25 protein-coding genes are annotated in these 24536 nt (G+C 73.0%); 13 read left to right on the forward strand and 12 right to left on the reverse strand.

The features are described from left to right. Nucleotides 1-49 precede the first annotated feature (49 nt). From ACTWJ8_RS07825 to ACTWJ8_RS07840, 4 genes are all read left to right on the forward strand, one after another. Nucleotides 50-931 (forward strand): LLM class F420-dependent oxidoreductase, encoded by an 882-nt coding sequence (locus ACTWJ8_RS07825; protein ID WP_443263419.1) that lies wholly within the window; start codon nt 50-52, stop codon nt 929-931. A gap of 56 nt (nt 932-987) precedes the next feature. Beyond that, complete coding sequence (locus ACTWJ8_RS07830) at nt 988-1422, forward strand: GNAT family N-acetyltransferase (protein WP_356383133.1); 435 nt, start codon at nt 988-990, stop codon at nt 1420-1422. A 189-nt stretch (nt 1423-1611) separates the two neighbouring features. Beyond that, nucleotides 1612-3000: a hemolysin family protein gene (locus tag ACTWJ8_RS07835; protein WP_356383130.1), complete on the forward strand. Its 1389-nt coding sequence runs from the start codon at nt 1612-1614 to the stop codon at nt 2998-3000. After that, nucleotides 2997-4010, forward strand: a complete 1014-nt coding sequence (locus ACTWJ8_RS07840; RefSeq protein ID WP_356383127.1) for a hemolysin family protein — start codon at nt 2997-2999, stop codon at nt 4008-4010. Before ACTWJ8_RS07835 ends, ACTWJ8_RS07840 begins: the two co-directional genes overlap by 4 nt. 21 nt (nt 4011-4031) lie before the next feature. On the opposite strand, the gene ACTWJ8_RS07845 is transcribed toward ACTWJ8_RS07840, so the two are convergent. Beyond that, nucleotides 4032-4298, reverse strand: a complete 267-nt coding sequence (locus ACTWJ8_RS07845) for a holin (protein ID WP_356383125.1) — start codon at nt 4296-4298, stop codon at nt 4032-4034. Between the two features lie 111 nt (nt 4299-4409). Here ACTWJ8_RS07845 and ACTWJ8_RS07850 point away from each other — a divergent pair, with 111 nt between their 5' ends. Further along, on the forward strand, nt 4410-5204 hold the full coding sequence (locus ACTWJ8_RS07850; protein WP_443263420.1) for an SGNH/GDSL hydrolase family protein: 795 nt from the start codon (nt 4410-4412) through the stop codon (nt 5202-5204). Here the strand turns inward: ACTWJ8_RS07850 and ACTWJ8_RS07855 are convergent. Then, the gene (locus ACTWJ8_RS07855) at nt 5201-5776 is read right to left on the reverse strand and encodes a GNAT family N-acetyltransferase (protein ID WP_443263421.1); all 576 of its coding nucleotides are present in this window, start codon (nt 5774-5776) and stop codon (nt 5201-5203) included. The genes ACTWJ8_RS07850 and ACTWJ8_RS07855 overlap by 4 nt on opposite strands. A gap of 40 nt (nt 5777-5816) precedes the next feature. Further along, complete coding sequence (locus ACTWJ8_RS07860; RefSeq protein WP_443263422.1) at nt 5817-6737, reverse strand: NADP-dependent oxidoreductase; 921 nt, start codon at nt 6735-6737, stop codon at nt 5817-5819. Between the two features lie 124 nt (nt 6738-6861). On the opposite strand from ACTWJ8_RS07860, the gene ACTWJ8_RS07865 reads away from it, so the two are divergent. Together ACTWJ8_RS07865 and ACTWJ8_RS07870 are read left to right on the forward strand one after the other, a co-directional pair. Next, nucleotides 6862-7692 carry an aldo/keto reductase gene (locus ACTWJ8_RS07865; protein WP_443263423.1) on the forward strand — a complete coding sequence of 277 codons (831 nt, stop codon included), beginning with the start codon at nt 6862-6864 and terminating at the stop codon, nt 7690-7692. 40 nt (nt 7693-7732) lie between these two features. Next, a complete protein-coding gene (locus ACTWJ8_RS07870; RefSeq protein ID WP_443263425.1) occupies nt 7733-8743 on the forward strand; it encodes a TIGR03571 family LLM class oxidoreductase in 1011 nt (336 codons plus the stop codon). 5 nt (nt 8744-8748) lie between these two features. Here ACTWJ8_RS07870 and ACTWJ8_RS07875 read toward each other — a convergent pair whose 3' ends face one another. The 5 genes from ACTWJ8_RS07875 to ACTWJ8_RS07895 form a co-directional block, all read right to left on the reverse strand. Beyond that, a complete protein-coding gene (locus ACTWJ8_RS07875) occupies nt 8749-10110 on the reverse strand; it encodes an MFS transporter (RefSeq protein WP_443263426.1) in 1362 nt (453 codons plus the stop codon). 46 nt (nt 10111-10156) lie between these two features. After that, entirely contained in the window at nt 10157-11476 is a 1320-nt protein-coding gene (gene hisD / locus ACTWJ8_RS07880) for a histidinol dehydrogenase (RefSeq protein ID WP_443263427.1), read from the reverse strand. A gap of 99 nt (nt 11477-11575) precedes the next feature. Continuing rightward, complete coding sequence (locus tag ACTWJ8_RS07885; protein WP_356383105.1) at nt 11576-12571, reverse strand: LacI family DNA-binding transcriptional regulator; 996 nt, start codon at nt 12569-12571, stop codon at nt 11576-11578. Between the two features lie 90 nt (nt 12572-12661). Continuing rightward, complete coding sequence (locus ACTWJ8_RS07890) at nt 12662-13081, reverse strand: SRPBCC family protein (protein WP_443263428.1); 420 nt, start codon at nt 13079-13081, stop codon at nt 12662-12664. Between the two features lie 29 nt (nt 13082-13110). Further along, on the reverse strand, nt 13111-14121 hold the full coding sequence (locus tag ACTWJ8_RS07895) for an aldo/keto reductase (protein ID WP_443263429.1): 1011 nt from the start codon (nt 14119-14121) through the stop codon (nt 13111-13113). Nucleotides 14122-14273: 152 nt separating this feature from the next. On the opposite strand from ACTWJ8_RS07895, the gene ACTWJ8_RS07900 reads away from it, so the two are divergent. After that, nucleotides 14274-15182 (forward strand): LysR substrate-binding domain-containing protein, encoded by a 909-nt coding sequence (locus tag ACTWJ8_RS07900; protein ID WP_443263430.1) that lies wholly within the window; start codon nt 14274-14276, stop codon nt 15180-15182. A 152-nt stretch (nt 15183-15334) separates the two neighbouring features. Here the strand turns inward: ACTWJ8_RS07900 and ACTWJ8_RS07905 are convergent, their stop codons facing one another. Beyond that, on the reverse strand, nt 15335-16435 hold the full coding sequence (locus tag ACTWJ8_RS07905) for an NAD(P)/FAD-dependent oxidoreductase (RefSeq protein ID WP_443263431.1): 1101 nt from the start codon (nt 16433-16435) through the stop codon (nt 15335-15337). Between the two features lie 132 nt (nt 16436-16567). On the opposite strand from ACTWJ8_RS07905, the gene purB reads away from it, so the two are divergent. Both purB and mug read left to right on the forward strand, forming a co-directional pair. Beyond that, nucleotides 16568-18007, forward strand: a complete 1440-nt coding sequence (gene purB / locus ACTWJ8_RS07910; protein WP_356383092.1) for an adenylosuccinate lyase — start codon at nt 16568-16570, stop codon at nt 18005-18007. A 5-nt stretch (nt 18008-18012) separates the two neighbouring features. Continuing rightward, the gene (gene mug / locus ACTWJ8_RS07915; protein WP_443264836.1) at nt 18013-18546 is read left to right on the forward strand and encodes a G/U mismatch-specific DNA glycosylase; all 534 of its coding nucleotides are present in this window, start codon (nt 18013-18015) and stop codon (nt 18544-18546) included. Between the two features lie 3 nt (nt 18547-18549). Here the strand turns inward: mug and ACTWJ8_RS07920 are convergent, their stop codons facing one another. The 3 genes from ACTWJ8_RS07920 to ACTWJ8_RS07930 form a co-directional block, all read right to left on the reverse strand. Next, nucleotides 18550-19347 (reverse strand): SAM-dependent methyltransferase, encoded by a 798-nt coding sequence (locus ACTWJ8_RS07920; protein WP_356383089.1) that lies wholly within the window; start codon nt 19345-19347, stop codon nt 18550-18552. Nucleotides 19348-19429: 82 nt separating this feature from the next. Beyond that, the gene (locus ACTWJ8_RS07925) at nt 19430-20164 is read right to left on the reverse strand and encodes an ABC transporter permease (RefSeq protein ID WP_356383859.1); all 735 of its coding nucleotides are present in this window, start codon (nt 20162-20164) and stop codon (nt 19430-19432) included. 11 nt (nt 20165-20175) lie between these two features. After that, nucleotides 20176-21099 (reverse strand): ABC transporter ATP-binding protein, encoded by a 924-nt coding sequence (locus tag ACTWJ8_RS07930; RefSeq protein ID WP_356383086.1) that lies wholly within the window; start codon nt 21097-21099, stop codon nt 20176-20178. A 108-nt stretch (nt 21100-21207) separates the two neighbouring features. On the opposite strand from ACTWJ8_RS07930, the gene ACTWJ8_RS07935 reads away from it, so the two are divergent. The 3 genes from ACTWJ8_RS07935 to ACTWJ8_RS07945 all read left to right on the forward strand — a co-directional run bounded on the left by ACTWJ8_RS07935 (nt 21208) and on the right by ACTWJ8_RS07945 (nt 24367). Next, the gene (locus ACTWJ8_RS07935; protein WP_443263432.1) at nt 21208-22425 is read left to right on the forward strand and encodes a sensor histidine kinase; all 1218 of its coding nucleotides are present in this window, start codon (nt 21208-21210) and stop codon (nt 22423-22425) included. A gap of 14 nt (nt 22426-22439) precedes the next feature. Next, nucleotides 22440-23090, forward strand: coding sequence for a response regulator transcription factor (locus ACTWJ8_RS07940; RefSeq protein ID WP_356383080.1), 651 nt, complete (start codon nt 22440-22442; stop codon nt 23088-23090). A 119-nt stretch (nt 23091-23209) separates the two neighbouring features. Then, nucleotides 23210-24367 (forward strand): ROK family protein, encoded by a 1158-nt coding sequence (locus ACTWJ8_RS07945; protein ID WP_356383078.1) that lies wholly within the window; start codon nt 23210-23212, stop codon nt 24365-24367. Nucleotides 24368-24536: the final 169 nt, after the last annotated feature.

Here is a 24536-nt window from a genome sequence, read left to right on the forward strand (position 1 = left end):
GTCGGACATCGGCAACTGTCCACGTATCGAGGAGAGTTCAGGAGAGTTCATGGGTTCGGAAACAGCGCGGCCGTTCCGCTTCGGTGTCAACCTCGTCTCCCCCGCCCCCGACGACGCGTGGCGCGCCAAGTGCCGCAGGGCCGAGGAGCTCGGCTACGACGTGATCCTGGTGCCCGACCATCTGGGCGCGCCGTCGCCGTTCCCCTCGCTCGTGGCGGCGGCCGAGGCGACGAGCGGGCCGAGGGTGGGCACGTTCGTCCTGAACTGCGCGTTCTGGAATCCGGTGCTGCTCGCCCGCGAGGTCACCACGACGGTCGCGCTCACGGGCGGCCGTCTGGAGCTCGGCCTGGGCACCGGGTACGTGCGTGAGGAGTTCGAGCAGGCCGGTCTGGAGTGGGGCACGCCGGGCAGCCGCGTCGACCACCTCGAGCGCACCGTCGCGGAGCTCGACCGGCTGCTTTCCGCGCCCGACCAGGGGCCCCGGCCGCCGCTCCTGATCGGGGGCAACGGCGACCGGATGCTGCGGCTGACGGCGGAGCGCGCCGACATCGCGGCGTTCACCGGGGCACGGGCGAACGCGCGGAACGCGGGCGGGCTCGAACCGCTGTCCGGGGACGAGCTGGAGGAGCGCGTCGCCACGTACCGGAAGTTCGCCGGTGCTCGGGACGAGCCGGCCGAGCTGAATCTGCTCGTCCAGCTGGTGGCGATCACGGAGGACCGCCGGGCCGCCGTCCAGCCACTGCTCGAACGCCTGCCCTCGATGACCGAGCAGCAGGTCCTCGACTCGCCGCTCCTCCTGGTCGGCACCGTCGACGAGATCACCGAGCAGCTCCTGGAGCGGCGCGAGCGGTTCGGGTTCTCGTACATCACGGTCCTGGAGCCGTCGATGGAGGCGTTCGGGGAGGTGATCGCGGGGCTGCGGGACCGCTGAGCGTCCGCCATGTGGAATCCGCGGCGCGCGCCGGGCCGCGGTGGTGGGATCGGGCCATGAGTGATCTTCGTATGCGTGCCGCAGGACCCGACGATCTCGACGCCGTGCTCGCGTTCTGGAAGGAGGCCGCGGAGGGCACCAGCATCAGCGACGACCGTGCCGGGGTGGAGCGGCTCGTCGCGCGGGACCCGCAGGCGCTGCTGCTGGCCGAGCGCGACGGAGAGCTGGTGGGCACCGTCATCGCCGGGTTCGACGGCTGGCGCTGCCATCTGTACCGGCTCGCCGTGCACCCCGACGCGCGGCGGCAGGGCATCGGGTCCGCGCTGCTCGCCGCGGCCGAGGAGCGGTTCGTGGCGCTCGGCGGGCGGCGCGGGGACGCGATGGTCCTGGACAGGAACGAGCGGGCGCACCATGCGTGGAAGGCGGCGGGGTACGCGCCGCAGCCGCAGTGGTCGCGCTGGGTCAAGCCGCTCGGCGACGACCAGGGCTGACGGTTTCCACAGCCCGGAAAACACGCTTTGCCGGTCCTTTACCATGGATGGGTCATTCGAACTCTGCGAAAGGTGTGAGCGTCCGCCCATGGGCGAGCCCCCCAGTCCCCGCTGTCAGCCTCCGCGCGGCCCCGTTGAGCGCGCATCCGTCCCGGCCCTGGCCGACCATGGGACGGAGGTGACGTCCCGATGACCGAAGTGCTGCTGCTCGCCGTCGCGGTCCTGCTGTCGCTCGCCTGCGGCGCCTTCGTCGCGGCGGAGTTCTCGCTCACGACCGTCGAGCGCGCGGACCTGGAGGAGGCCGTCGACCGCGGGGAGCGCGGCGCGGCCGGCGCCCTGAAGGCCGTCAAGAACCTCACCTTCCAGCTCTCCGGCGCCCAGCTCGGCATCACCGTGACCAACCTGGTCGTCGGCATGCTCGCCGAGCCGTCGATCTCCAAGCTCCTGGCGGGGCCGCTGGAGTCGATCGGCCTGTCGGAGGCGGCGTCCACCTCGGTCGCCCTGGTCCTCGGCACCGCGCTGTCGACGGTGTTCCTGATGGTCGTCGGCGAGCTGGTGCCGAAGAACTGGGCGATCTCCTCGCCGCTGGCGGTGGCGAAGCGGGTGGCAACGCCGCAGCGCTGGTTCAGCGCCGCGTTCCGCCCGTTCATCACGCACCTGAACAACACGGCGAACCGACTCGTGCGCCGCTTCGGCATCGAGCCGACCGAGGAGCTGGCGTCCGCGCGCGGCCCGCAGGAGCTGATGGCGCTGGCCCGGCACTCCGCGAAGGAGGGCGCGCTGGAGCCGGACACGGCCGAGCTGTTCGTGCGCACCCTGAACCTCGCCGACCTGACCGCGGAGAACGTGATGACGCCTCGCGTCCAGGTCATGGCCCTCGACATCCAGGCCACCTGCGAGGACGTGGCGAACGCGACGCGGGCCACCGGCCTGTCCCGCTTCCCCGTGTACCGCAACAGCCTGGACTCCGTCGTCGGCGTCGTGCACATCAAGGACGTGCTGGCCGTCCCCGACGAGCAGCGGGCCCGCAAGGGCGTCGCCGATCTGCTGCGCGAGCCGCTGCTCGTGCCGGAGACGCTGACCGTGGACCGGCTCCTCGACCGGCTCTCGGGCAAGCGCACGATGGCCGTGGTCATCGACGAGTACGGCGGCACGGCCGGTGTCGCCACGCTCGAGGACATCGTCGAGGAGGTCGTCGGCGAGGTCCGCGACGAGCACGACCCGCACGAGACCCCCGACATCGCCGCCGCGGGCACCGACCCCGAGGGCCGTTCGCTGTACTCCGCGGACGGCGCGGCCCGCACCGACCAGCTCGCGCGGGTCGGACTGCGGGCGCCGGACGGACCGTACGAGACGCTCGCCGGGCTCGTCGCGACCGAGCTGGGCCGGATCCCGGACATCGGCGACAGCGTCGAGGTCGCCGGGTGGCGGCTCGACGTCGTGGACGCGCACGGGCACCGCGCGGCGCGCGTGCTGCTGCACGCGCCGCTGATCCTGGACACCGAGGAGCGCCGCAGGGCGGACGAGGCGAAGGCCGACAGGCCGGCCGCCGACGAGAAGAAGGGGGCGGCCCGATGACCGCGGTCCAGTTGCTGATCGGCCTGGCGACACTGCTCGTCAACGCCTTCTTCGTCGGCGGCGAGTTCGCGCTGATCTCGGTGCGCCGCAGCCAGATCGAGCCGCACGCCGAGGAGGGCGACCGGCGGGCACGCAGCGTCCTCTGGGGCCTCGAACACGTGTCGGCGCTGCTGGCCGCCGCGCAGCTCGGCATCACGCTGTGCACGCTGGTGCTCGGCATCGTGGCCGAGCCGGCCATCGCACACCTCCTCGAGCCCGCGTTCGACGCGGTGGGGGTGCCGCACGGCCTGGTCCACCCGATCTCGTTCGTGATCGCGCTGACCGTGGCGACGTATCTGCACATGCTGCTCGGCGAGATGGTGCCCAAGAACATCGCGCTCGCCGAGCCGGTGCGCTCGGCGCTGCTGCTCGGCCCGCCGCTGGTCGCCATCGCGCGCGCCCTGCGCCCGGTGATCTTCGCGATCAACGCCTTCGCGAACGGGCTCCTGAAGCTGCTGCGCGTGGAGGCGAAGGACGAGGTCGCGGCAACGTTCTCGGACGACGAGCTGGCCCGCATGGTCAAGGACTCCTCCGACGCGGGCCTGATCGACGACCGCGCGCAGGAGCGCCTGCACGACGCCCTCGAACTGGGGCGGCGCCCGATCAAGGACGTCGTCCTGCCGATCGAGAAGGTCGTCTACGCGCGCGTGGGCGTGACGCCCGAGGGCCTGGAGCGGCTGTCGGCCGAGTCCGGTTTCTCGCGCTTCCCCGTGGTCGACGAGGGCCGCAGGATCGTCGGCTATCTGCACGTCAAGGACGCCCTCGACGCGACGCCGCGCGATCTGCCGTTCCGGGTGCCGGACATGCGGTCCATCGCGCGGGTGCGCGAGACGACGCCGCTGGACGACGTGCTGACCGCGATGCGCGGCAGCCGTACGCACGTGGCGGCGGTGCTCGGCGCGGACGGCCGCCTCGCGGGCCTCGTGACCATGGAGGACGTGCTGCGGGAGCTGTTCGGCCAGCCCGTCTGAGCGGTCAGCCCGGCGGAGCCGTCAGCTCCGGGCGGCGGGCGGTCCCGTCGACGGCTCGGCGTCCGGAGTGGGTGCTTCGAGGACGCCGGGCCCGTGCGGCCCGACGCCCGCCGTGCCCACCGCCGTGAGGACGGCGAGCAGCGCCGCGAGGCCCGCGGTGCCGAGGGCCGCCGCCCAGTCGACGTCGAGCAGGTTGGTCGCGCCCGCGACGAGCACGGCGGCGAGCGCCTGCGCGAAGGTGCGGACGGCGCGCTCGGCGGTGGCCTTCCAGAATCCGATGGTCCACATGTCGTACTCCCCCGTTCGTGGTGCCCGCTCCTGGCATACCGCTGCCAGGGGCGGCTGCACAGACCTGCGGCGCACACGGGTTCGTTGCCTCGGGATACGATCTGGGCAGCCATGCACACGAACCCTCACCACACCAGCCTCGTCGCGCTCGGCGACTCCTTCACCGAGGGCATGTCGGACCTGCTCCCCGACGGTTCCTACCGCGGCTGGGCCGACCTGCTCGCCGCCCGGATGGCCGCGCGCACCCCGGACTTCCGGTACGCGAACCTCGCCGTACGGGGCAAGCTCATCGGCCAGATCGTCGACGAGCAGATCGATGTCGCCGCCGCCATGAAGGCCGACGTCGTGACGCTGGTCGGCGGCCTCAACGACACCCTGCGCCCCAAGTGCGACATGGTCCGCGTCCGCGATCTGCTGACGCGGGCCGTGGAGACGCTGGCCCCGTCCTGCGGGCAGCTCGTGCTGATGCGCAGCCCGGGGCGGAACGGCCCGGTGCTCGAGCGGTTCCGGCCGCGCATGGAGGAGCTGTTCGCCTGCGTCGACGAGCTGGCCGAGAAGCACGGCGCCCTCGTCGTCGACCTGTACGGGGCGCCGGCCCTCGCCGACCAGCGGATGTGGGACGTGGACCGGCTGCACCTGACGGCGGAGGGGCACCGCCGGGTCGCCGAGGCGGTCTGGCAGTCGCTCGGCTACGAGCCGGAGTCCGACTGGCGGGCCGCGCTGCCGCCCGCCACCCCGCCGAACTGGGCGGCCCGCCGCGTCGCCGACGCCCGCTTCGCCAAGCAGCACCTGGTGCCGTGGATCGGCCGCCGGCTGACGGGCCGCTCCTCGGGAGACGGCCGCGCCCCGAAGCGCGCGGAGCTCGCCCCGTACACGGACCTCGTCCCGGAGGACCCGCGCTCCTAGTCGCGCAGGTCGAGCCGCATCAGGACGCGGGGGTGGCCCGCGAGGACCGATGTGGTGTCGGCGGCGTGCGTGAAGCCTGCGCGTTCGAAGTTCTTGCGGAGGCCGGCGTACGCCATGGTGGTGTCCACGCGGGCGTCGCCGTTGTCGAGCGGGTACGCCTCGACGGCCGGCGCTCCGTGCGCGCGGGCGAAGTCGACGGCCCCGGCGATGAGGGCGTGCGAGACGCCCTGCTTGCGGTGGCCTGGACGGCTGCGGACACACCACAGGGACCACACCGGCAGGTCGTCGACGTGCGGGATGGTGCGGCTGCGGGCGAACGAGGTGTCGGAGCGCGGCGCGACGGCGGCCCAGCCGACCGGCTCGTCGCCGTCGTAGGCGAGGACGCCCGGCGGCGTGCCTGCGGCGCACAGCTCACTGACGTAGGCGCCGCGCGCGGGCCCGCGGAGTTCGTCGTTGAGCTTGGACGGGATCCGGTAGCTCAGGCACCAACACACGTTGGCCGTGGGCGACTTCGGGCCGAGCACGGCTCGGACGTCCTCGAACACCGAGGCGGGGCGCACTTCGAAGGTCATGCGCCCCACCCTGGCACGAAGCGCGGGACAAAGCCCCCGGTTACACGGAAAGCACGATCTTGCCGCGCGTGTGCCCCTCCGCGTTGAGCCGCCACGCCTCCGCCGCCTCCGCGAGCGGAAGCACGCGGTCGATCGGCACGGTCAGCCTCCCCGCGTCGGCAAGCTCGGCGAGCGCCGTGAGGTCGGCCGTGTCCGGGCGCACCCACACGTAGTGGCCGCCCTTCTCGGCGACATCGGCCTCGACGATGGACGCGAGGCGTTCGGGCCCGCCGAGCAGGTCCAGCGAGGCGTCGACGGCCTCGGCGCCACCGACGAAGTCGAGGGCCGCGTCGACGCCGGGCACCAACTCCCGTACGCGGTCGGCGAGTCCGGGCCCGTAGGCGACGGGTTCGGCGCCCAGTTCCCGTACGAAGGCGTGGTTGTGCTCGCTCGCCGTGCCGATCACGCGGGCGCCGAGGGCCACGGCGATCTGAACGCCGAAGGAGCCGACGCCGCCCGCGGCCGCGTGCACGAGAACGGTGTCGCCCGCGCCGACGCCGACCCGCTTCGCGGCCTGGTACGCGGTGAGCCCGGCGAGCGGCACGCCCGCGGCCTGCTCCCAGCTGAGCGCGGCGGGCTTGCGGGCCAGCATCCGTACGTGCGCGCAGACGCGTTCGGCGTAGGCGCCGAGTTGGACGGCGTCCTTGCGGATGTAGCCGAAGACCTCGTCGCCGGGCGCGTACTCCTCGACGTCGAAGCCGACGCGCTCGACGACCCCGGCGACGTCCCAGCCGGGGATCAGCGGGAAGTGCGTCTCCATGAGCGCGTCGAGGCCGCCCGCCGCGAGCTTCCAGTCGACCGGGTTGACCCCGGCGGCCTCGACCCGGATCAGCACCTCGCCGGGCGCCACCTTCGGGTCGGGCACCTCGCTGAGCTGCAGGGTTTCGGGGCCGCCGTATCCGTTCAGGGTGATCGCTCTCATGCGGCCAATGGTTGCACACGGCGGTTACCGCACTCCACCGATACATGCGTTTGCATTTATCCCGCGTCTGCAATTACCGTCGTACGACGTAAGCCACCGCACCACCGGAAAGGCCGCCCGCATCATGGCACCGTCCACCCTTCCCACCGTCACCCTCAACAACGGCGTGGAGATTCCGCAGCTCGGCTTCGGCGTCTTCCAGGTGCCGGACGACGAGACCACCGCCGCGGTCGCCGCCGCCCTCGAGGCCGGTTACCGCTCCATCGACACCGCCGCGATCTACGGGAACGAGACCGGCGTCGGCCGCGCCGTCGCCGAGTCCGGGATCCCCCGCGAGGACCTCTTCATCACGACGAAGCTGTGGAACGCCGACCAGGGGTACGACGCCACGCTCGCCGCCTTCGACGCCTCGCTGCAGAAGCTCGGCCTGGACCACGTCGACCTGTACCTGATCCACTGGCCGACGCCGCAGCGCGACCTGTACCGCGAGTCCTGGAAGGCCATCGAGAAGCTCGTCGCCGACGGCCGGATCCGCGCCGCGGGCGTCTCCAACTTCCAGCCTGACCACCTCGAGCGCCTCATCGCCGGCGCGGACCTCGTCCCCGCCGTCAACCAGGTCGAGCTGCACCCGGGCCTCCAGCAGAGCGAGCTGCGCGCCGTGCACGCCGACCGCGGCATCGCCACCGAGGCGTGGAGCCCGCTCGCGCAGGGTGCCGTCCTCGGCGACGAGGCGATCACCACCATCGCCGCGCGGCACGGCAAGTCCCCCGCCCAGGTCGTGCTGCGCTGGCACCTCCAGCTCGGCAACGTCGTGATCCCCAAGTCCGTGACGCCCGCCCGCATCCGCGAGAACCTCGACGTCTTCGACTTCACGCTCACGGACGAGGAGATGGCCGCGATCGCCGGCCTCGACCGCGACCTGCGCACGGGCCCGCACCCGGACGAGCTCAACTGATCCGGCCGACCGAAACCGCTCCTCGAAAGCGTCACCTGTGATGTCCGCTGCCCCGACGACCGCCCCCACCGCCCTCGACCGGCTCGTGAACCCCACGGGCGGGCTGCCCACCCTCGGGCTCGAACTCCCCCTCGACCACGACTGGGGCCGCACCCGGCTGCGGGCCGACCGGGCGGCGGGGCGCCCCTTCGGCGTCCCCGACCTGAGCCGGCACGCCGAACTCGCCCGGCTCGCCGACACCTTGGGCTTCGCGGCGCTCTGGGTGCGGGACGTGCCCCTGTACGACCCCGAGCACTTCGGCGACGCCGGTTCGGTGTTCGAGACGTTCACGCACCTGGGACATCTTGCGGCCGTCACGGAACGGGCGGTGCTCGGGACCGCGGCCGTCGTCCTTCCGCTGCGGCAGCCGCTGCTGGTCGCGAAGGCGGCGGCCACGGTCGACGCACTGTCCGGCGGCCGGTTCGTGCTCGGCCTCGCCAGCGGGGACAGGCCCGTCGAGTACCCGCTGTTCGGCGCGGACTTCGAGGCGCGGGGCACGACGTTCCGCGAGGGCGTGGAGCTCCTGCGGGAGGCCTGGGCCGGGCGGACGGGCGAGGAGGGCATGAGCCTGCCCGGACTCGGTCTCGACGCCGGCCGCCGCCTGGACGTGCTGCCCAAGCCGACCGGCCCGTCCATTCCGATCGCCGTCGCCGGGAGCGCCCGGCAGTCGGCGGAGTGGATCTCCCGGAACGCCGACGCGTCCCTCAACTACCCCCGCCCGCTGGGGGCGTTGCGCCTCAAGACGCAGGAGTGGCACCGACTCACGGGCGGGGCCCCGAAGCCGTATCTCACGCCGATGATGCTGGACCTGCTGCCGGACCCGGCCGCTCCCGCGGCCGCGATCCGGCTCGGCCTCAGCACCGGTCGCGAGGCGCTGGTGGACCATCTGAGGGCCATGGGCGAACTGGGCGTCGCCCACGTCTCGTTGAACCTCCGCCCGAGCGACCGCCCGATCGACGAGGTCCTGACCGAACTGTCGGAGACGGTGCTGCCGCACTTCCCCTCCGCCTGAGGGGATCAGCGCGCGGCCACGGCCTGGGCCGCCTCCGTACGCTCCCCCTCGCCCCCGATCTCCGAGAGCTCCCGCCCCCGCAGATCGGGGGCGAACGCGATGGCCGCCATCGCGACCAGGGTCGTGACGATCGCGAAGGCGATCACCATCCACAGGCTGCCGTCCGCCCACAGCACCATCGCTCCGGCCAGCGCGGGCGTGAAGCTCGCGAGGAGGATGGAGGCCATCTGGTAGCCGATGGAGATGCCGGAGTAGCGGACCGCCGTGGGGAACAGCTCGCAGTACAGGGCGGGCAGCGGCGCGTAGACCATGGCGTGGCCGAGGGCGAGGAAGAGAACGACGCCCGCGACGATCGCCCAGAGGCGGCCGGTGTGCACGAGGGCGAAGACCGGCCAGGTGGTGAGGACGATCAGGGCGCCGCCGACGAGGAAGGTGCGGACGCGGCCGATGCGGTCGGAGACGGCGCCGAACACGGGGATCATCACGATGTTGACCACGGCGCCGATCATCGACGCCGTCAGGCCGTAGCTCTTCGGCGCGCCGAGCGTGCTGGTGACGTAGGACAGGATGAACGTCGTGAACAGGTAGTAGTTGCCCGCCTCGGCGAAGCGGCCGAAGACCGTGATGAGCAGGGCCTTGCGGTGGTCGCGGAAGACGACGGCCGCGGGCGCCTTGCGGCGTTCCAGCTCGGCGTCCATCTTCTCCTTCTCGGCGAGGAACGCCGGGCTCTCCGTGGCCCGCAGCCGGATGAAGAAGCCGACCCCGGCGAGGACCACGCTGAGCAGGAACGGCAGCCGCCAGCCCCACTCGTCGAAGGCGTCGCCGGACAGCCACGAGGCGAGCGACACCGCTGCCGTGCCGAGCAGCAGTCCCGCCGAGACCCCGATCTGCGGCCACGCGCCGAAGTAACCGCGGCGCTCGCGCGGCGCGTTCTCCACGGCCACGATCGCCGCGCCGCCCCATTCACCGCCGACGGCGAAGCCCTGCGCGAGCCGCAGCACGCACAGCAGCAGCGGCGCCGCGACGCCGATCTGCTCGTACGTCGGAACGAGGCCGATCGCCGCCGTGGCCACCGTCATGACCGAGAACGTGAGGATCAGCGTCGACTTGCGGCCGATCCGGTCCCCGAGGTGCCCGGCGACGAACGCGCCGATCGGACGGGCGAGGAACCCCACGCCGAACGAGGCGAGCGAGACGATCTGGCCGATGCCGGGCGACAGGTTCGGGAAGAACAGCTGCCCGAAGACCAGCGCCGCGGCGGTCCCGTAGATCGTGTACTCGTACCACTCGACGATCGCGCCGATGGTGCCGGACTGCAACGACCGGCGCCGTAGCTGCTCCGGTGTCGGGGTGGCGGCGGTGGGCATGGGGATCTCCGTTGATCGGGGTGAGCGGGGGTGCGGTCGCCGGGTGTCAGGCGCGGTCGGACGCGTAGTGGTCGGTCCACGGCAGCTGCGCGCCGGCGTACTTGGCGGCGCGGACGTCACCCGAGCGGGCGTGGCCCTCGAACAGCTCGACGCGGGCGGCGCGGCCGCACAGCTCGCCGAGTTCGGCGGAGGACTTCTCCTCGCGCACCTCCTGGTACGTGACGGTGCGCAGGTACATGCCGACCCAGAGGCCGCCGGTGTAGCGGGCGGCGCCGCGGGTGGGCAGCACGTGGTTGGTGCCGATGACCTTGTCGCCGTAGGAGACGCAGGTGCCCTCGCCGAGGAACAGGGCGCCGTAGGCCCGCATCCTGTCCAGGGCCTCGCGGGGGTTCTCGGTGAGGATCTGCACGTGCTCGTACGCGAACTCGTCGGCGACGCGGTACGCCTCGTCGAGGTCGTCGACCAGGACGATCTGCCCGTGGTCGCGCCAGGCGGGGCCCGCGATGTCGCCGGTCTGCATGCCGGGCAGGATCTCCTCGATGTGGCGCTGCACCTCTTCGGCGACGCGCTCGCTCGTGGTGATGAGGGCGGCCGGCGAGTCGGGGCCGTGCTCGGCCTGCGAGAGGAGGTCGACGGCGGCGACGAACGGGTCGGCGTGCTCGTCCGCGACGACCAGGATCTCCGTCGGCCCGGCGAACAGGTCGATGCCGACCTCGCCGAACAGCTGGCGCTTGGCCTCGGCCACGTACGCGTTGCCGGGCCCCGCCAGCATGTCGACCTTGCCGATGGTCTCGGTGCCGACGGCCATCGCGGCGACGGCCTGCACGCCCCCGAGGACGTAGATCTCGTCGGCGCCCGCGAAGTGCATGGCGGCGATGGTCGCGGCGGGGATCTCGCCGCGGATCGGCGGGGTGCAGGCGACGACGCGCGGCACGCCCGCGGCCTTCGCGGTCACGATCGTCATGTGCGCGGAGGCGGTCAGCGGATAGCGCCCGCCGGGGATGTAGGCGCCGACGGACTGGACCGGTACATGGCGGTGGCCGAGGAAGACGCCGGGCGCGGTCTCGATCTCGATCTCGGACATCGAGTCGCGCTGGGCCTCGGCGAACCGGCGGACGTTGGCCTGGACCGTCTTGATGTCCTCGACGACCTGCGGGTCGAGAGTGCCGATGATCTCGGCGATCCGACCCTCGTCCAGGCGGAAGGACTCCGGCTCCCAGCGGTCGAAGCGCGCGGAGAGCTCGCGGACGGCGGCGTCGCCGCGGGTGCGCACGTCGGCGATCAGCTCGCGGACGGCCTGCCCGACGGTGTCGTTGCCGGACGGGGCGGTGGACGGGGTGGCGGCGGCCTTGATGGTGCGGGACACGCCCAGCTCCTCACTCGTGATGGATACGTATCCATTGGATACGTATCCACAGAATGGGAGACGGACCGTGGGACGGTCAAGAGGGGTGGGTGAGGAGATTTACGCGGGGCCGGTGGTGGAGCGGCCGACGAACTCCACCGGCAGCACCTCGTGCCGGTGCGGCAGCTCGGGGTCGTCCAGGCGGCCGAGCAGCAGCTCCACGCCGACCCGCGCGATCCGCTCCAGCGGCTGGCGCACGGTCGTCAGATCGATCCGCTCCCACGCGGACAGCGGCACGTCGTCGCAGCCGACCACGCTCAGCTCGCCGGGCACGGCGACGCCCGCCGCGGCGGCGGCGTTGAGCGCGGCGTACGCCATCACGTCGTTGTGGCAGTAGAGCGCCGTCGGCCGCTCGGGCGAGGCGAGCAGGGTCCGCACCGCCTCGTACGCGACGTCGTAGTCGTAGTCGCCGTCGAGTTCGGTGAGGGTGACGCCTTCGACGGCCGCCACCCGGTCGCGAAATCCGCGCCCGCGCTGCTGGGCCGTGCTGGAACCGGCGAGGCCGCGCACCATGGCGATGCGCCGGTGGCCGAGTTCCAGGAGGTGGGCCGCCGCGAGCTCGCCCGCCGTCGCGTTGTCGGCCTCGACCTGGTCGGCGGGGAAGCCTTCGAGGGTGCGGTGGACGAGCACGACGGGGATGCCGTGGTCGGCCATCCGGTGCGCGAGGGGTTCGTCGTGCAGCGCCGAGGTGAACACGACGCCGTCGACGCCGTCGCGGCGCAGTTGCGCGAGCCCCTCCTCCGCGGTCATCACGTCGGTGACCAGCGTCAGGCGCAGGCCGCGCTCGTGCAGGACGCGCTCCATCGCCTTGACCATGACCGGGTAGAACGGGTTCGTCAGATCGCGGATGACCACGCCGATCAGGCCCGAGCGGGAGCCGACGAGGCTGCGGGCGGCCTGGCTGGGCTGGAAGTCGTACTTGGCGACGACGTCGAGGACGCGGCGGCGGGTCTCGGGGGCGACGCTGCCGCCGTTCAGGACGCGGGAGACGGTCGACTGCGCGACTCCGGCCTCGCGGGCGATCTGCACGCTGGTGACGGTCGGCCGCCGCGCCATGGGTCCTTACCTCCGGGTCGGGTCGAGGCAAGGATACGGATCGCCGGGTGCCGGAGGCATTCCGCCTCCGGCACCCGGCGTCGGCGCGCGTCAGCCCTGAACGGTCGTCAGGAGCGCGGCGAGTCCGTCGGCGTAGATGCCGTGGAACAGCTCCTCGACCTCGGCGTCGCCGACCCCGGCCGGGGTGAACGAGCCCGACCACTCGACGCGGGAGGCGTCGGGGCTGCCGGGGACGGCGTGCACGGTGAGGGTGGAGAGATAGTCGGTGACGGGGAACGGTGCCTGCTCGATGGCGTAGCTGTAGCGCCGCTCGGCGTCGTCGAACGCGACGAGGCGCTCGACGATGACGCCGCCGTCCTGGTTGGTCAGGCGGCGTACGCGGCCGCCCTCGCCGAGCTCGCTCTGCGGGATGTACGGGAGCCAGTCGGGCAGGGAGCCGAAGCCGCCGATGAGCCGCCAGACGTGGTCGGGGCTCCGCGGGATGTCGAGGGAGGTGGTGGTGGAAGCCATGAGAGGCCTCGCTTTCAACTGGCTGGGTTTCAGGCGTTGTTCGGGAGCGGGGCGGCCGGGCTGACGAGGCCCTCGGCGCGCAGGTCGGTCCAGAACGCGGCGGGGATCTCCTCGGCGAGGGCGGCGGTGTCCTCGGCGATGCGGCTGGGGCGAGTGGCGCCGGGGATGACGGCGGCGGAGGCCGGGTGGGCGAGGGAGAACTGGAGGGCGGCGGACTTGATGCCGATGCCGTGCTTCTCGGTCAGGGCCTTCAGGCGGCCGACGCGGTCGACGATCTCCTGCGGGGCCTCCTGGTACTCGAAGTGGGTGCCGCCGGCGAGGATGCCGGAGCTGTAGGGGCCGCCGGCGACCATGTCGACGCCCTGCTCCTGGGCCATCGGGAGCAGCCGGGTCAGGGCGTGCTCGTGGTCGAGGAGGGTGTAGCGGCCGGCGAGCAGGAAGCCGTCGGGCTTCGGCTCGTCGAGGGCGAGGGTCAGCTCGATGGGCTCGGTCTTGTTGACGCCGAGGCCCCAGGCCTTGATGACGCCCTCGTCGCGCAGCCGGGACAGGACACGGAAGGCGCCGGTGCGGGCCTCCTCGAACTTCTGGATCCAGTCGTCGCCGTGGAAGTCCTGGGCGATGTCGTGGACCCACACGATGTCGAGGCGGTCGGTGCCGAGGCGCTCGAGGCTCTGCTCGATGGAGCGCTCGGTGGCGTCGGCCGTCCACTCGTGCAGGATCTTGTTCGGGTTGCCGTGCTCGAACAGGCCGCCCTTCTCGCCGAAGTCGGGGACGTCCGTCTCGTGCTCGTCGAGGATGACGCGGCCCACCTTGGTGGACAGGACGTAGGAGTCGCGGGGCTTGATGGACAGCACCTCGCCGAGGCGCTCCTCGGCGAGCCCCGCGCCGTAGAAGGGGGCGGTGTCGAAGTAGCGGATGCCGTGGTCCCAGGCCGCCTCGACGGTGGCGCGGGCCTCGTCGTCGGGGATCGCGCGGAACATGTTGCCGAGGGGTGCGGTGCCGAAGCCGAGCTTGCCGGGGAGGAAGGGCTTGAGGCCCATGAAGATCGTTCCTTGCCTTGGTGCGTACGCGGCGTTCGGGAGTTTTCTTGGGGTTTCTCCTGTTCCGCGCCTCTTGCTCCTCCGAGGTTAGGATCGACGGGTAAGACTGTCCAAGACTTGCTCGGACACACTTGAGTCCCCCGAGGTCCAACATGCTTGACCTGCGACAACTTCGCTATTTCGTGGCCGTGGCCGAGGAGGAGCACGTCGGCCGGGCGGCCGAGCGGCTGCACATCTCGCAGTCCCCGCTGAGCCGGCAGATCGCGCAGCTGGAGAAGAACCTGGGCCTGACCCTGTTCGAGCGCAGCCAGCAGCGCATCCGGCTCACCTCCGACGGGCGCGTCTTCCTCACCGAGGCGACGGCGCTGCTGCGGCACGCCGCCCGCCTCGAGAACCTGGGCCGCCGTCTCGGCCGGGGCGAGGAGGGCGGCCTGTGCGTCGGCTACGTCGGCGACGCCATGCACACCGGGCTGCTGCCGAAGGCGCTGCGCTCGCTGAACGAGGAACGCCCCGGCATCCATGTCGCCCTGTACGACATGACCGCGCACGAGCAGTTCGAGGGCCTGCGCCAGCGCAGCCTGGACATCGCGCTCGTCCCGGAGGCGCCGCCCGCGGACGACCCGGACCTGGACAGCACGCTCCTCCTGGAGGACCCGCTGCTGCTCGCCGTCCCGGCCTCCCATCCGCTGGCGGAGGCCGACGAGGTGCCCCCCGGCGATCTCGACGGGCTGCCGTGGATCGCCGTGGAGGACGGGCAGGACCACGTGTGGCGGGACGACTTCGTCGCGGCGTGCGCGGCCGCCGGGTTCACCCCCGACATCCGCTTCGAGGCGCCCGAACCGCTCACCGCGGTGGGCCTGGTGGCGTCGGGACTCGGCCTGGCGTTCGTGCAGCGGAGCATGCTGCCGGGCCGCACGGCGGGGATCGCGGTGCGCGAACTCCCCTGGTTCCGCCGGTCTGTTCGCCTCTGGGCGACGTGGCACCGGGTCGACCTGCGCCCGATCGTCACGTCGTTCCGCGCGACGGTGCTCGCGACGGGAGCCGAGGAGCCCGCCACCTGACTCACGATCACACCCCCGCCCCCGCACCGGCGTTCAACGCACCGGGTCGTACGCCGCCAGGCCCCGGAGGCGCCACGGTGCTCGCGCCGGGGACCAAGGGACCCGACACCGGACTCGCGACCACGCCCCCGCCCCCGCCCCCGCACCGGCATTCAACGCACCGGGTCGTACGCCGCCAGGTCGAGGCCCGGGTCCGCGCCGCGCGCCAGGCGGGCCGCGACGGAGCCCGCGTACGGGCCCATGGTGAGGCCGGAGGCGCCGAGGCCGTTGACGACGACGAGCCCCGGCGCCTTCGGGACCGTGCCGAGCAGCGGGCGGATGTCGGGGCCGACCGGGCGGAAGCCGATGCGGGTCTCGACGTGGGTGGCGTCGGCGAGGCCGGGGGCGACGGCCAGCGCCTCGTCGAGCACCTCCTTCATCCCGGCGGCGGTGACCCGGTGGTCGAAGCCGCTGCCGTCCTCGCGGGTGGCGCCGACGACGACCCGGGAGTCGTCGAAGGCGAGCAGGTAGTGCCGGGACATCGGCAGGACGACCGGCCAGTCCGCGGTGTCCGTGCCGGGCAGCCGCACGTGCATGATCTGCCCGCGCTGCGGCTCGACCCGTACGTGCACGCCGACCGGGTCGAGCAGTTCGGGCGCCCAGGCGCCGGCCGCCACGACCACCGCGTCCGCGCCGATGAGCTCACCGTCGACCCGCACGCCGCGCACGCCGCCGTCGTCCGCCTCGAGCGAGGCCGTGCCCTCGACGAGGCGGGCGCCGTGCCGCGCCGCCGCCCCGCACATCGCGTCCCGCACCAGCCGCCCGTCGAGGCGGGCCGCGCCGGGGATGTGCACGGCGGGCCCCTCGTGCCCGAGCGGCGGGAAGAGCGCGCGGGCCCGCCGGGCGTCGACCAGCTCCACGTCGCCGGCGAGCGGGGACCCGGCCGCCCGTTCGGTGACGCGCCGCAGCACGGCCTCGGCGTCGTCCTCGGTGGTGAGCCGCAGCGAGCCGACCCTGCGGTACCCGAGGTCGGTCTCCCCGTCGGCGGCGAGCGCCGCGCGCAGACCCTCGTAGTACTCGGCGCCCGCGACCGCGAACCGGTACCAGTCCGGGTCGTCGACCCGCGACGACCACGGGCAGACGATCCCGGCCCCCGCGGACGTGGCACGCCCCTGCCTCCGTGAGTCCACGAGGGTCACGTCGACCCCACCCCTGGCGAGCTCGTACCCGGCTGCCGCCCCGGCGATCCCACTCCCGACGACCACTGCGCGCATGCTGTGCTCCTTGTCGTTCACCGTTCCCGGACTCGCGATCACCCCGGTTCGTACCCCGCCGCGCCGCCTGTACGTTCCTACATTCGGACGACGGTTCGGAGCCTGTAGGGACGGCCGGTAAACTTCGTGCACGTGACTGCGCCTGCAAAGCCCCGTATCCCGAATGTCCTCGCCGGACGCTATGCCTCCGTCGAGCTCGCCACCCTCTGGTCCCCCGAGGAGAAGGTGAAGCTCGAGCGGCAGCTCTGGCTCGCCGTGCTGAAGGCCCAGAAGGACCTCGGGATCGACGTCCCGGACGCCGCGATCGCCGACTACGAGCGCGTGCTCGACCAGGTCGACCTGGCCTCGATCGCCGAGCGCGAGAAGGTCACGCGGCACGACGTGAAGGCCCGCATCGAGGAGTTCAACGCGCTCGCCGGGCACGAGCAGGTGCACAAGGGCATGACGTCCCGCGACCTGACGGAGAACGTCGAGCAGCTGCAGGTCCGGCTCTCCCTGGAGCTGATCCGGGACCGTACCGTCGCGGTGCTCGCGCGCCTGGGCAAGCTGTCCGGCGAGTACGGGGAGCTGGTCATGGCCGGCCGCTCGCACAACGTCGCGGCGCAGGCCACCACGCTCGGCAAGCGCTTCGCGACCGCGACCGACGAGCTGCTCGTGGCGTTCGGCCGGGTCGAGGAGCTGCTCAACCGCTACCCGCTGCGCGGCATCAAGGGCCCGGTCGGCACGGCGCAGGACATGCTCGACCTGCTCGGCGGCGACGCCGACAAGCTGGCCGACCTGGAGCAGCGGATCGCCCAGCACCTGGGCTTCTCGCAGGCCTTCACCTCCGTCGGCCAGGTCTACCCGCGCTCGCTCGACTACGAGGTCGTGACCTCGCTGGTGCAGCTGGCCGCCGCGCCGTCCTCGCTCGCCAAGACGATCCGCCTGATGGCCGGGCACGAGCTGGTCACCGAGGGCTTCAAGCCGGGCCAGGTCGGCTCGTCCGCGATGCCGCACAAGATGAACACCCGCTCCTGCGAGCGCGTCAACGGCCTGATGGTCATCCTGCGCGGCTACGCGTCGATGACCGGCGAGCTGTCGGGCGACCAGTGGAACGAGGGCGACGTGTCGTGCTCGGTCGTGCGCCGGGTCGCGCTGCCGGACGCGTTCTTCGCGCTCGACGGTCTCCTGGAGACCTTCCTCACCGTCCTCGACGAGTTCGGCGCCTTCCCGGCCGTCGTCGCCCGCGAGCTGGACCGCTACCTGCCGTTCCTCGCCACCACGAAGGTGCTCATGGCCTCGGTGCGCGCGGGCGTCGGCCGCGAGGAGGCCCACGAGGCGATCAAGGAGAACGCGGTGGCCTCGGCCCTCGCGATGCGCGAGCAGGGCGTCGAGCGCAACGAGCTGCTCGACAAGCTCGCCGCCGACTCCCGGATCCCGCTGGACCGCGCGCAGCTCGACGAGCTGATGGCGGACAAGCTGTCGTTCACGGGCGCCGCCGCGGGCCAGGTCGCGCAGCTCGTGGCCCGCGTCGAGGAGATCGTGAAGCAGCACCCGGAGGCCGCCGGCTACACGCCGGGAGCGATCCTCTGACCCGGCTGACCCAAGCGGACCTGGAGGCCGCTCGCGACCGTCTCGTTCCGGACGTCGTCGCGAGCGGCCTCCGGGTTCTGTTCTGCGGCATCAACCCCGGCCTGATGACCGCCGCGACCGGCCATCACTTCGCCCGCCCCGGCAACCGCTTCTGGCCGGTCCTCCACCTGTCCGGTTTCACGCCCCGCCTGCTGAAGCCGTCGGAGCAGCAGGAGCTCCTCTCGTACGGGCTCGGGATCACGAACGTCGTGGCGCGGGCCACGGCGCGGGCGGACGAGCTGAGCGCCGACGAGTACCGCGAGGGCGGTCGCCTGCTGGAGGCGAAGGTCGCCGAGCTGCGACCGCACTGGCTCGCCGTCGTGGGCGTGACCGCGTACCGGTCGGCCTTCGGCGAGCCCAGGGCGAAGATCGGCCCCCAGGACCGGACGATCGGCGGCGCCCGTGTGTGGGCGCTGCCGAACCCGAGTGGCCTGAACGCCCACTGGACGGCGCAGACGATGGCCGAGGAATACGCCCGCCTGCGCGAGGCCGCGGCGTAAGCGTCAGGGCTTGCGGGCCACCACGCCGTACTGGGCGACCTGGGTGGCCTCGTCGTCGCGCCAGCGGGCGCAGGAGACGAGGCCGGGGTCGACGAACTCCAGGCCGTCGAGGAACGCCGCGATCTCGGCGCCGGTGCGGGCGGTGATCGGCGGCTTCGCGTTCTCGTTCCAGAACGCCATGGCCTCCTCGTTGCCCTCCCCGCCCAGTTCGAGGGTGGGGTGGGTGAGCACCACGTAGCTGCCGGAGGGGACGGCGGCGACCAGCTCGCGCACGATGGACGCGGCCTCCTCCGTGTCGAGCACGAAGTTGAGGATGCCCAGGAGCATGATCGCGACCGGCTGGTCGAAGTCGAGGGTCTCGGAGGCCGCCTCGATGATCGCCCGCGGGTCGCGGGCGTCCGCGTCCACGTAGTTGGTCCTGCCCTCGGCGGAGCTGGTGAGCAGCGCGCGGGCGTGGGTGAGGACGATCGGGTCGTTGTCGACGTAGACGACGCGCGCGTCCGGCGCGATGCGCTGGGCGACCTCGTGCGTGTTGTCGACGGTGGGCAGGCCCGTCCCGACGTCGAGGAACTGGCGGACGCCCTCCTGCCCCGCGAGGTAGGAGACGGCGCGGCCGAGGAAGGCGCGGTCGGCGCGGGCGACCTCGCCGATGCTCGGGTACATGGAGGTCACCATGTCGCCGACCTTCTCGTCGACCTCGTAGTGGTCCTTTCCGCCCAGCCAGTAGTTCCAGACGCGCGCGTTGTGCGCGATGTGGCTGGAGATCCGGCCTTCCGGCGCGGCCCCGTCGGCGTCAGTCATGCGATCTCCCTCGTGCGTTGCCGGTATCGGCTCAAGATCCCATCTTGGCACGGGAGTTCGATGATGTCCGCCGGGGCCGCCCCTATGCGTCCCTGCGCCGCACCGCCCACCACCCGGCGAGCACCGCGGCCGCGGCCCACAGGGCGCTCACGGCGAGCCCGGACCATGGCCCGAGCGAGCCCTGCGCGTGCTGGTACAGGACCTGTTGGCCCGCGCGGTCGGGCAGATAGTCGGCGGCCGAGCCGGCGACGTCCCCGACGACGAACGACACGATCAGCAGGAACGGCACGAGGATGCCGAGCACGGCCACCGCGCTGCGCAGCACGGCCGTGAGCCCCGCGGCGAGCAGCGCCATCAGCGCGAGGTACACCCCGCCCCCGACGCACGCCCGCACCGCGCCCGGATCGCCGAGGTCCAGCGCGTACGGGCCCATGAACGCCTGCCCGACGAGGAACGCGGCGAAGCTCGTGAGCAGGCCGACGACGAGCCCGCAGGCACCGATGACCGCGGTCTTGGCGGCGTAGAAGAGGGTGCGGTGCGGGACGGCGGCCAGCGAGACGCGCAGCGCGTTGTTCAGGTACTCGGCGGAGACCGCGGTGGCGCCGAAGGCGATGGCGGCGATCTGGCCGAAGTTGAGGGCGTAGAAGGCGCCGAAGAGCAGGTCGCCGCCGTTGTCGGCCTCGGCCTGGCCGACCGTGGCGAACGCGAGGGTGGTGACGGCGAGCGTCGCGACGAAGACGGCGAGCAGCGAGCCGAAGCTGCCGCGCAGCGACCGCACCTTGATCCACTCGGAGCGCAGTACGGCGGTGGGAGACATGGCGGACATGGTCAGGCCTCCTGGAGGGGCGTGGCGGCGAACTCGGTGTCGTGCGCGGTGAGGGCGAGATAGGCCTGCTCCAACGAGGCCCGCTCGTCGGCGAGTTCGATGACGGGTACGCCCTCGGCCGCGGCGAGCGCCCCGACGTCGGCGGCGGTGGCGCCCTCCACGTCGCAGCGGCCGTCGGCGGCGAGCGTCACGGTGTGCCCGGCGCGTACGAGCGCGGCCCGCAGGCGCGCGGGGTCCGTGGAGCGCACCCGTACGCGGCGCGCGCTGTGCGCGGCGATGAACTCCGGCATCGGGGTGTCGGCGAGGAGCCTGCCGCGGCCGAGGACGACGAGGTGGTCGGCGAAGGTCGCCGTCTCGTTCATGAGGTGGCTGGAGACCAGCACGGTGCGGCCCGCGCGGGCGAGGTCGCGCATCAACTCGCGGATCCAGATGATGCCTTCGGGGTCGAGCCCGTTCGACGGCTCGTCGAGGAGCACCACTTCGGGGTCTCCGATGAGCGCCGCCGCGATGCCGAGGCGCTGTCGCATGCCGAGCGAGAACGTCCTGACGCGCTTCTTCGCGACGGCGGCGATCCCGGCCTGCTCCAGGACCTCGTCGACGCGCGCGACGGGGATCCGGTTGCTGACGGCGAGCGCCCGCAGATGGTCGCGTGCGGTGCGGGAGCCGTGCGCCGCCTGCGGGTCGAGGAGCGCGCCCACGACGCGCAGCGGTTCGTCGTACGCGGCGTAGGGCCTGCCGCCGATGCGCACGCTCCCCGAGGTGGGGCGGTCGAGTCCGAGGGCGAGGCGCATGGTGGTGGACTTTCCGGCGCCGTTCGGGCCGAGGAAGCCGGTGACGCGGCCGGGCCCGACCGTGAAGGTCAGGCCGTCCACGGCGCGCGTCGCCCCGTACTCCTTGGTGAGGTCCTTGACGTCGATGCTGGTCATGGCATCAGCCTCGCGGGCGGGCCGGGGCGCGGTCCTCCCCCGCCGGCGGGCTTCGCCTCCCCCGTGCGGGGGAGCCGGGCCGTGGGCGGTGGCTGGCACGATGACGGCATGCCCCGCTTCTGGAGACCGCTCGCGCGTGCGGTCACGTACACCCGCTGGCTGCATCTGCTGTGCGCGTCGGTGGTCGGCTTCGCGTGCTCGTTCGTGTACCCGGGGCTCGTGGACCCCGACTTCGGGGACTGGCTGACGATCTACGCGATTCCCGTGGCGCTGCTCGTGCCGGCGGGACTGGTGCCGGTGGTGCGGCGGGCCGAGGGTCTGCAGGCGCGGCTGATGCTGTTCCCGGGTGGGCACGCGCGCGTGGCGGGGAGCGGGGAGGCCGACGGCGTCTCGGTGGCGCCCTCGGCGTCGTGGCGGGACCGGGGCAGGACGGCGCTGTGGCTCGTGCTGCGGCACCTGCTGGGGCTGAGCGTGGCGCTGTTCTCGGGCCAGGCGATGGCGCTGGTACTGGAGTTGGCGGGGGCGAGCGTCGGTCAGCACGTGGACTCCACGTGGCGCTTCGCGGTCACGGGAACCGGCTGGTGGTACGCGGCGGGCATCCCCGTCGTCCTGGTGGCGATGCTGTACGGGGTGGCGGGCGCCGGCTGGGCGATGGCCCGTCTCGCGCCGCTGCTGCTCGGGCCCTCCGCCGCCGAGCGCCTGGCCGCCCTGGAGGAGCGCACCGAGCAGCTCCTGGAGCGCAACCGCATCGCCCGCGAGCTGCACGACTCCATCGGGCACGCGCTGACGGTCGCCGTCGTGCAGGCGGGCGCGGCGCGGGCGGCGGGCGATCCGGCGTTCACGGAGCGGGCGCTGGACGCCATCGAGGAGACGGGGCGGGCGGCGCTCGACGACCTGGAGCGGGTCCTCGTGGTGCTGCGCGAGTCGGAGCGCCCGGCGAGCACCCGGCCGACGCTCCAGGACGCCGACCGGCTCCTCGACTCGGCGCGGGCGGCGGGCGCGAAGGTGGACGTGGAGGTGTCGGGGCCGCTGGAGAAGGTGCCGGGGCCCGTCACGCGCGAGGGCTACCGCATTCTTCAGGAGGCGCTCACGAACGTGCTGCGGCACAGCGGGACGGTGCCGGTCGCGGTGACGCTCCGGGTGGCGGACGCGCGGCTCGTCCTGGAGGTCCGCAATCCGCTGCCGCCCGAGCGCGGCACCGGGCACGGCGGCACCGGCAGCGGGCTGCGCGGCGTACGGGAGCGTGCGGCGCTGCTCGGCGGCCACGCCCGTACGGGCCCGGTCGGGGACGAGTGGCAGGTGCGCGTCGAGCTGCCGGTCGCGTGACCTAGTCTGGCGGCGTGCCGATCACCGTGCTTCTCGTGGACGACGAACCGCTGGTCCGTGCCGGGCTGCGCGCGGTCCTCGAGGCGCAGCCGGACATCACGGTCGTCGGCGAGGCCGCCGACGGCGCGGCGGTCGTCCCGCTGGTGCGCGAACTGCGGCCCGACGTCGTCGCCATGGACGTCCGGATGCCGCTCCTCGACGGGATCGAGGCCACGCGCGCGGTGCTGCGCGGCGCGGACCGCCCGCCGAAGATCCTCGTGATCACCACCTTCGAGAACGACGAGTACGTGTACGGGGCGCTGCGCGCGGGCGCCGACGGGTTCCTGCTGAAGCGGGCACGGCCCGAGGAGATCGTGCACGCGGTGCGGCTCGTCGCGGCAGGCGAGTCGCTGCTCTTCCCCGCGGCGGTCCGCAAACTGGCGGCGGAGTACGGGAGTTCGGCCGCGCGCGAGGCGCTGGAGCGGGCGGCGCTGACCGAGCGCGAGGGGCAGGTGCTGCGGCTGATGGCGCGCGGCCTGTCGAACGCGGAGATCGCGGCGGACCTCGTCGTCGGCACCGAGACCGTCAAATCGCACGTCAGCGCGGTGCTGACGAAGCTGGGCGCGCGGGACCGGACACAGGCGGTGATCGCGGCGTACGAGTCGGGGTTCGTGGCGCCGCGCTGAGGTTCGGCCGGGGGGTGCGCGGCTGAGCACCACGCGGCCCAGAAGTGCACCCGGCTCTCGCCGGTGTCGTTCCCTGCGGGTACCATCCGGCGAACACGCGCGACTGCGGGAGGACGACGGTGGGGCGGCTGACCGGCGGAGACCCCTCTCTGCTCAGGCGGATCAATTCCGTGGTGGTACTGCAGGCGCTGCGCGCCACCGACTTCGCGACGCTCACCGAGATCACCCGAGTGACCGGGCTTTCGCGGCCCACCGTCGAGGGAGTCGTCGAAGGACTCATCGAGGTCGGGTTCGTCGTCGAGACGATGGTCGACGAGCCGGGGGCGCGGCGGCAGGGGCGGCCCGCGCGCAAGTTCCGCTTCCGGGCCGAGGCCGGGCATCTGCTGGGCCTGGAGATCGGCGCGCACCGGGTCGCCGCGGTGCTCTCCGCGCTCGACGGGCGGGTGCTCGACTCGGCGTCCAAGGAGGTCGACGAGACCGCGGAGGCGGACGAGCGGCTGGAGAAGCTGCGCGGCACCGTCGCCGATCTGCTGCGCCGGGCGGGTGTGGCGCGTGACCAGCTGTGGGCGGTCGGCGTCGGCAGTCCGGGGATCGTCCAGGCGGACGGCACGGTGCGGCTGGGGACGGCGCTGCCGGGGTGGACCGGGCTGCCGCTCGGGGAGCGGCTGCGGCGCTCCTTCAAGTGCCCGGTCCTCGTGGAGAACGACGCGAACGCGGCGGCCGTGGCCGAGCACTGGAAGGGTGCCGGTGCGGACACGGACGACATGGTGTTCGTCATGGCGGGGCTCAGCCCCGGGGCCGGCGCGCTGATCGGGGGGCGGCTGCACCGGGGGTACGGGGGCGCCGCCGGGGAGATCGGGGCGTTGCATCTGCTGGGGCGTGAGGTGCGGCCCGAGGCGTTGCTGTCCACCACGGACGAGCCCTTGCATCCGTTGGACGAGATCGCGGTGGCGCGGGTGTTCGCGCTGGCGCGGGAGGGCGACGAGCGGGCGTCGGCGGCGGTCGAGCGGTTCCTGCAGCGGCTCGTGCACGATGTCGCCGCGCTGGTGCTCGCGCTCGATCCGGAGCTGGTCGTCGTGGGTGGGTGGGCTGCGGGGCTCGACGGGGTGCTCGATCCGTTGCGGCGGGAGCTGGAGCGGTATTGCCTGCGGCCGCCGCGGGTGGCGTTGTCGGAGTTGGGGGAGGCGGCGGTGGCGACGGGGGCGTTGCGCCTTGCGTTGGACTTCGTCGAGGGTGAGTTGTTCGCTACGGAGGGGGCGGTTACGGCCCGCCGGTGACCGGTCGCCCGTGTGTTGCGGTCGACCGGGGGTGCGGTGCGCGGTTCCTCGCGCCCCTGATCCTCTCGGTCGACCGGGCGTGCATGCCACCCGGGGGTACGGTGCGCGGTTCCCCGCGCCCCTGATCCTCTCGGTCGACCGGGCGTGCGCGTCACCCGGAGGTACCGTG

This window comes from Streptomyces sp. SDT5-1, from assembly GCF_052245995.1.
Lineage (GTDB): Bacteria > Actinomycetota > Actinomycetes > Streptomycetales > Streptomycetaceae > Streptomyces.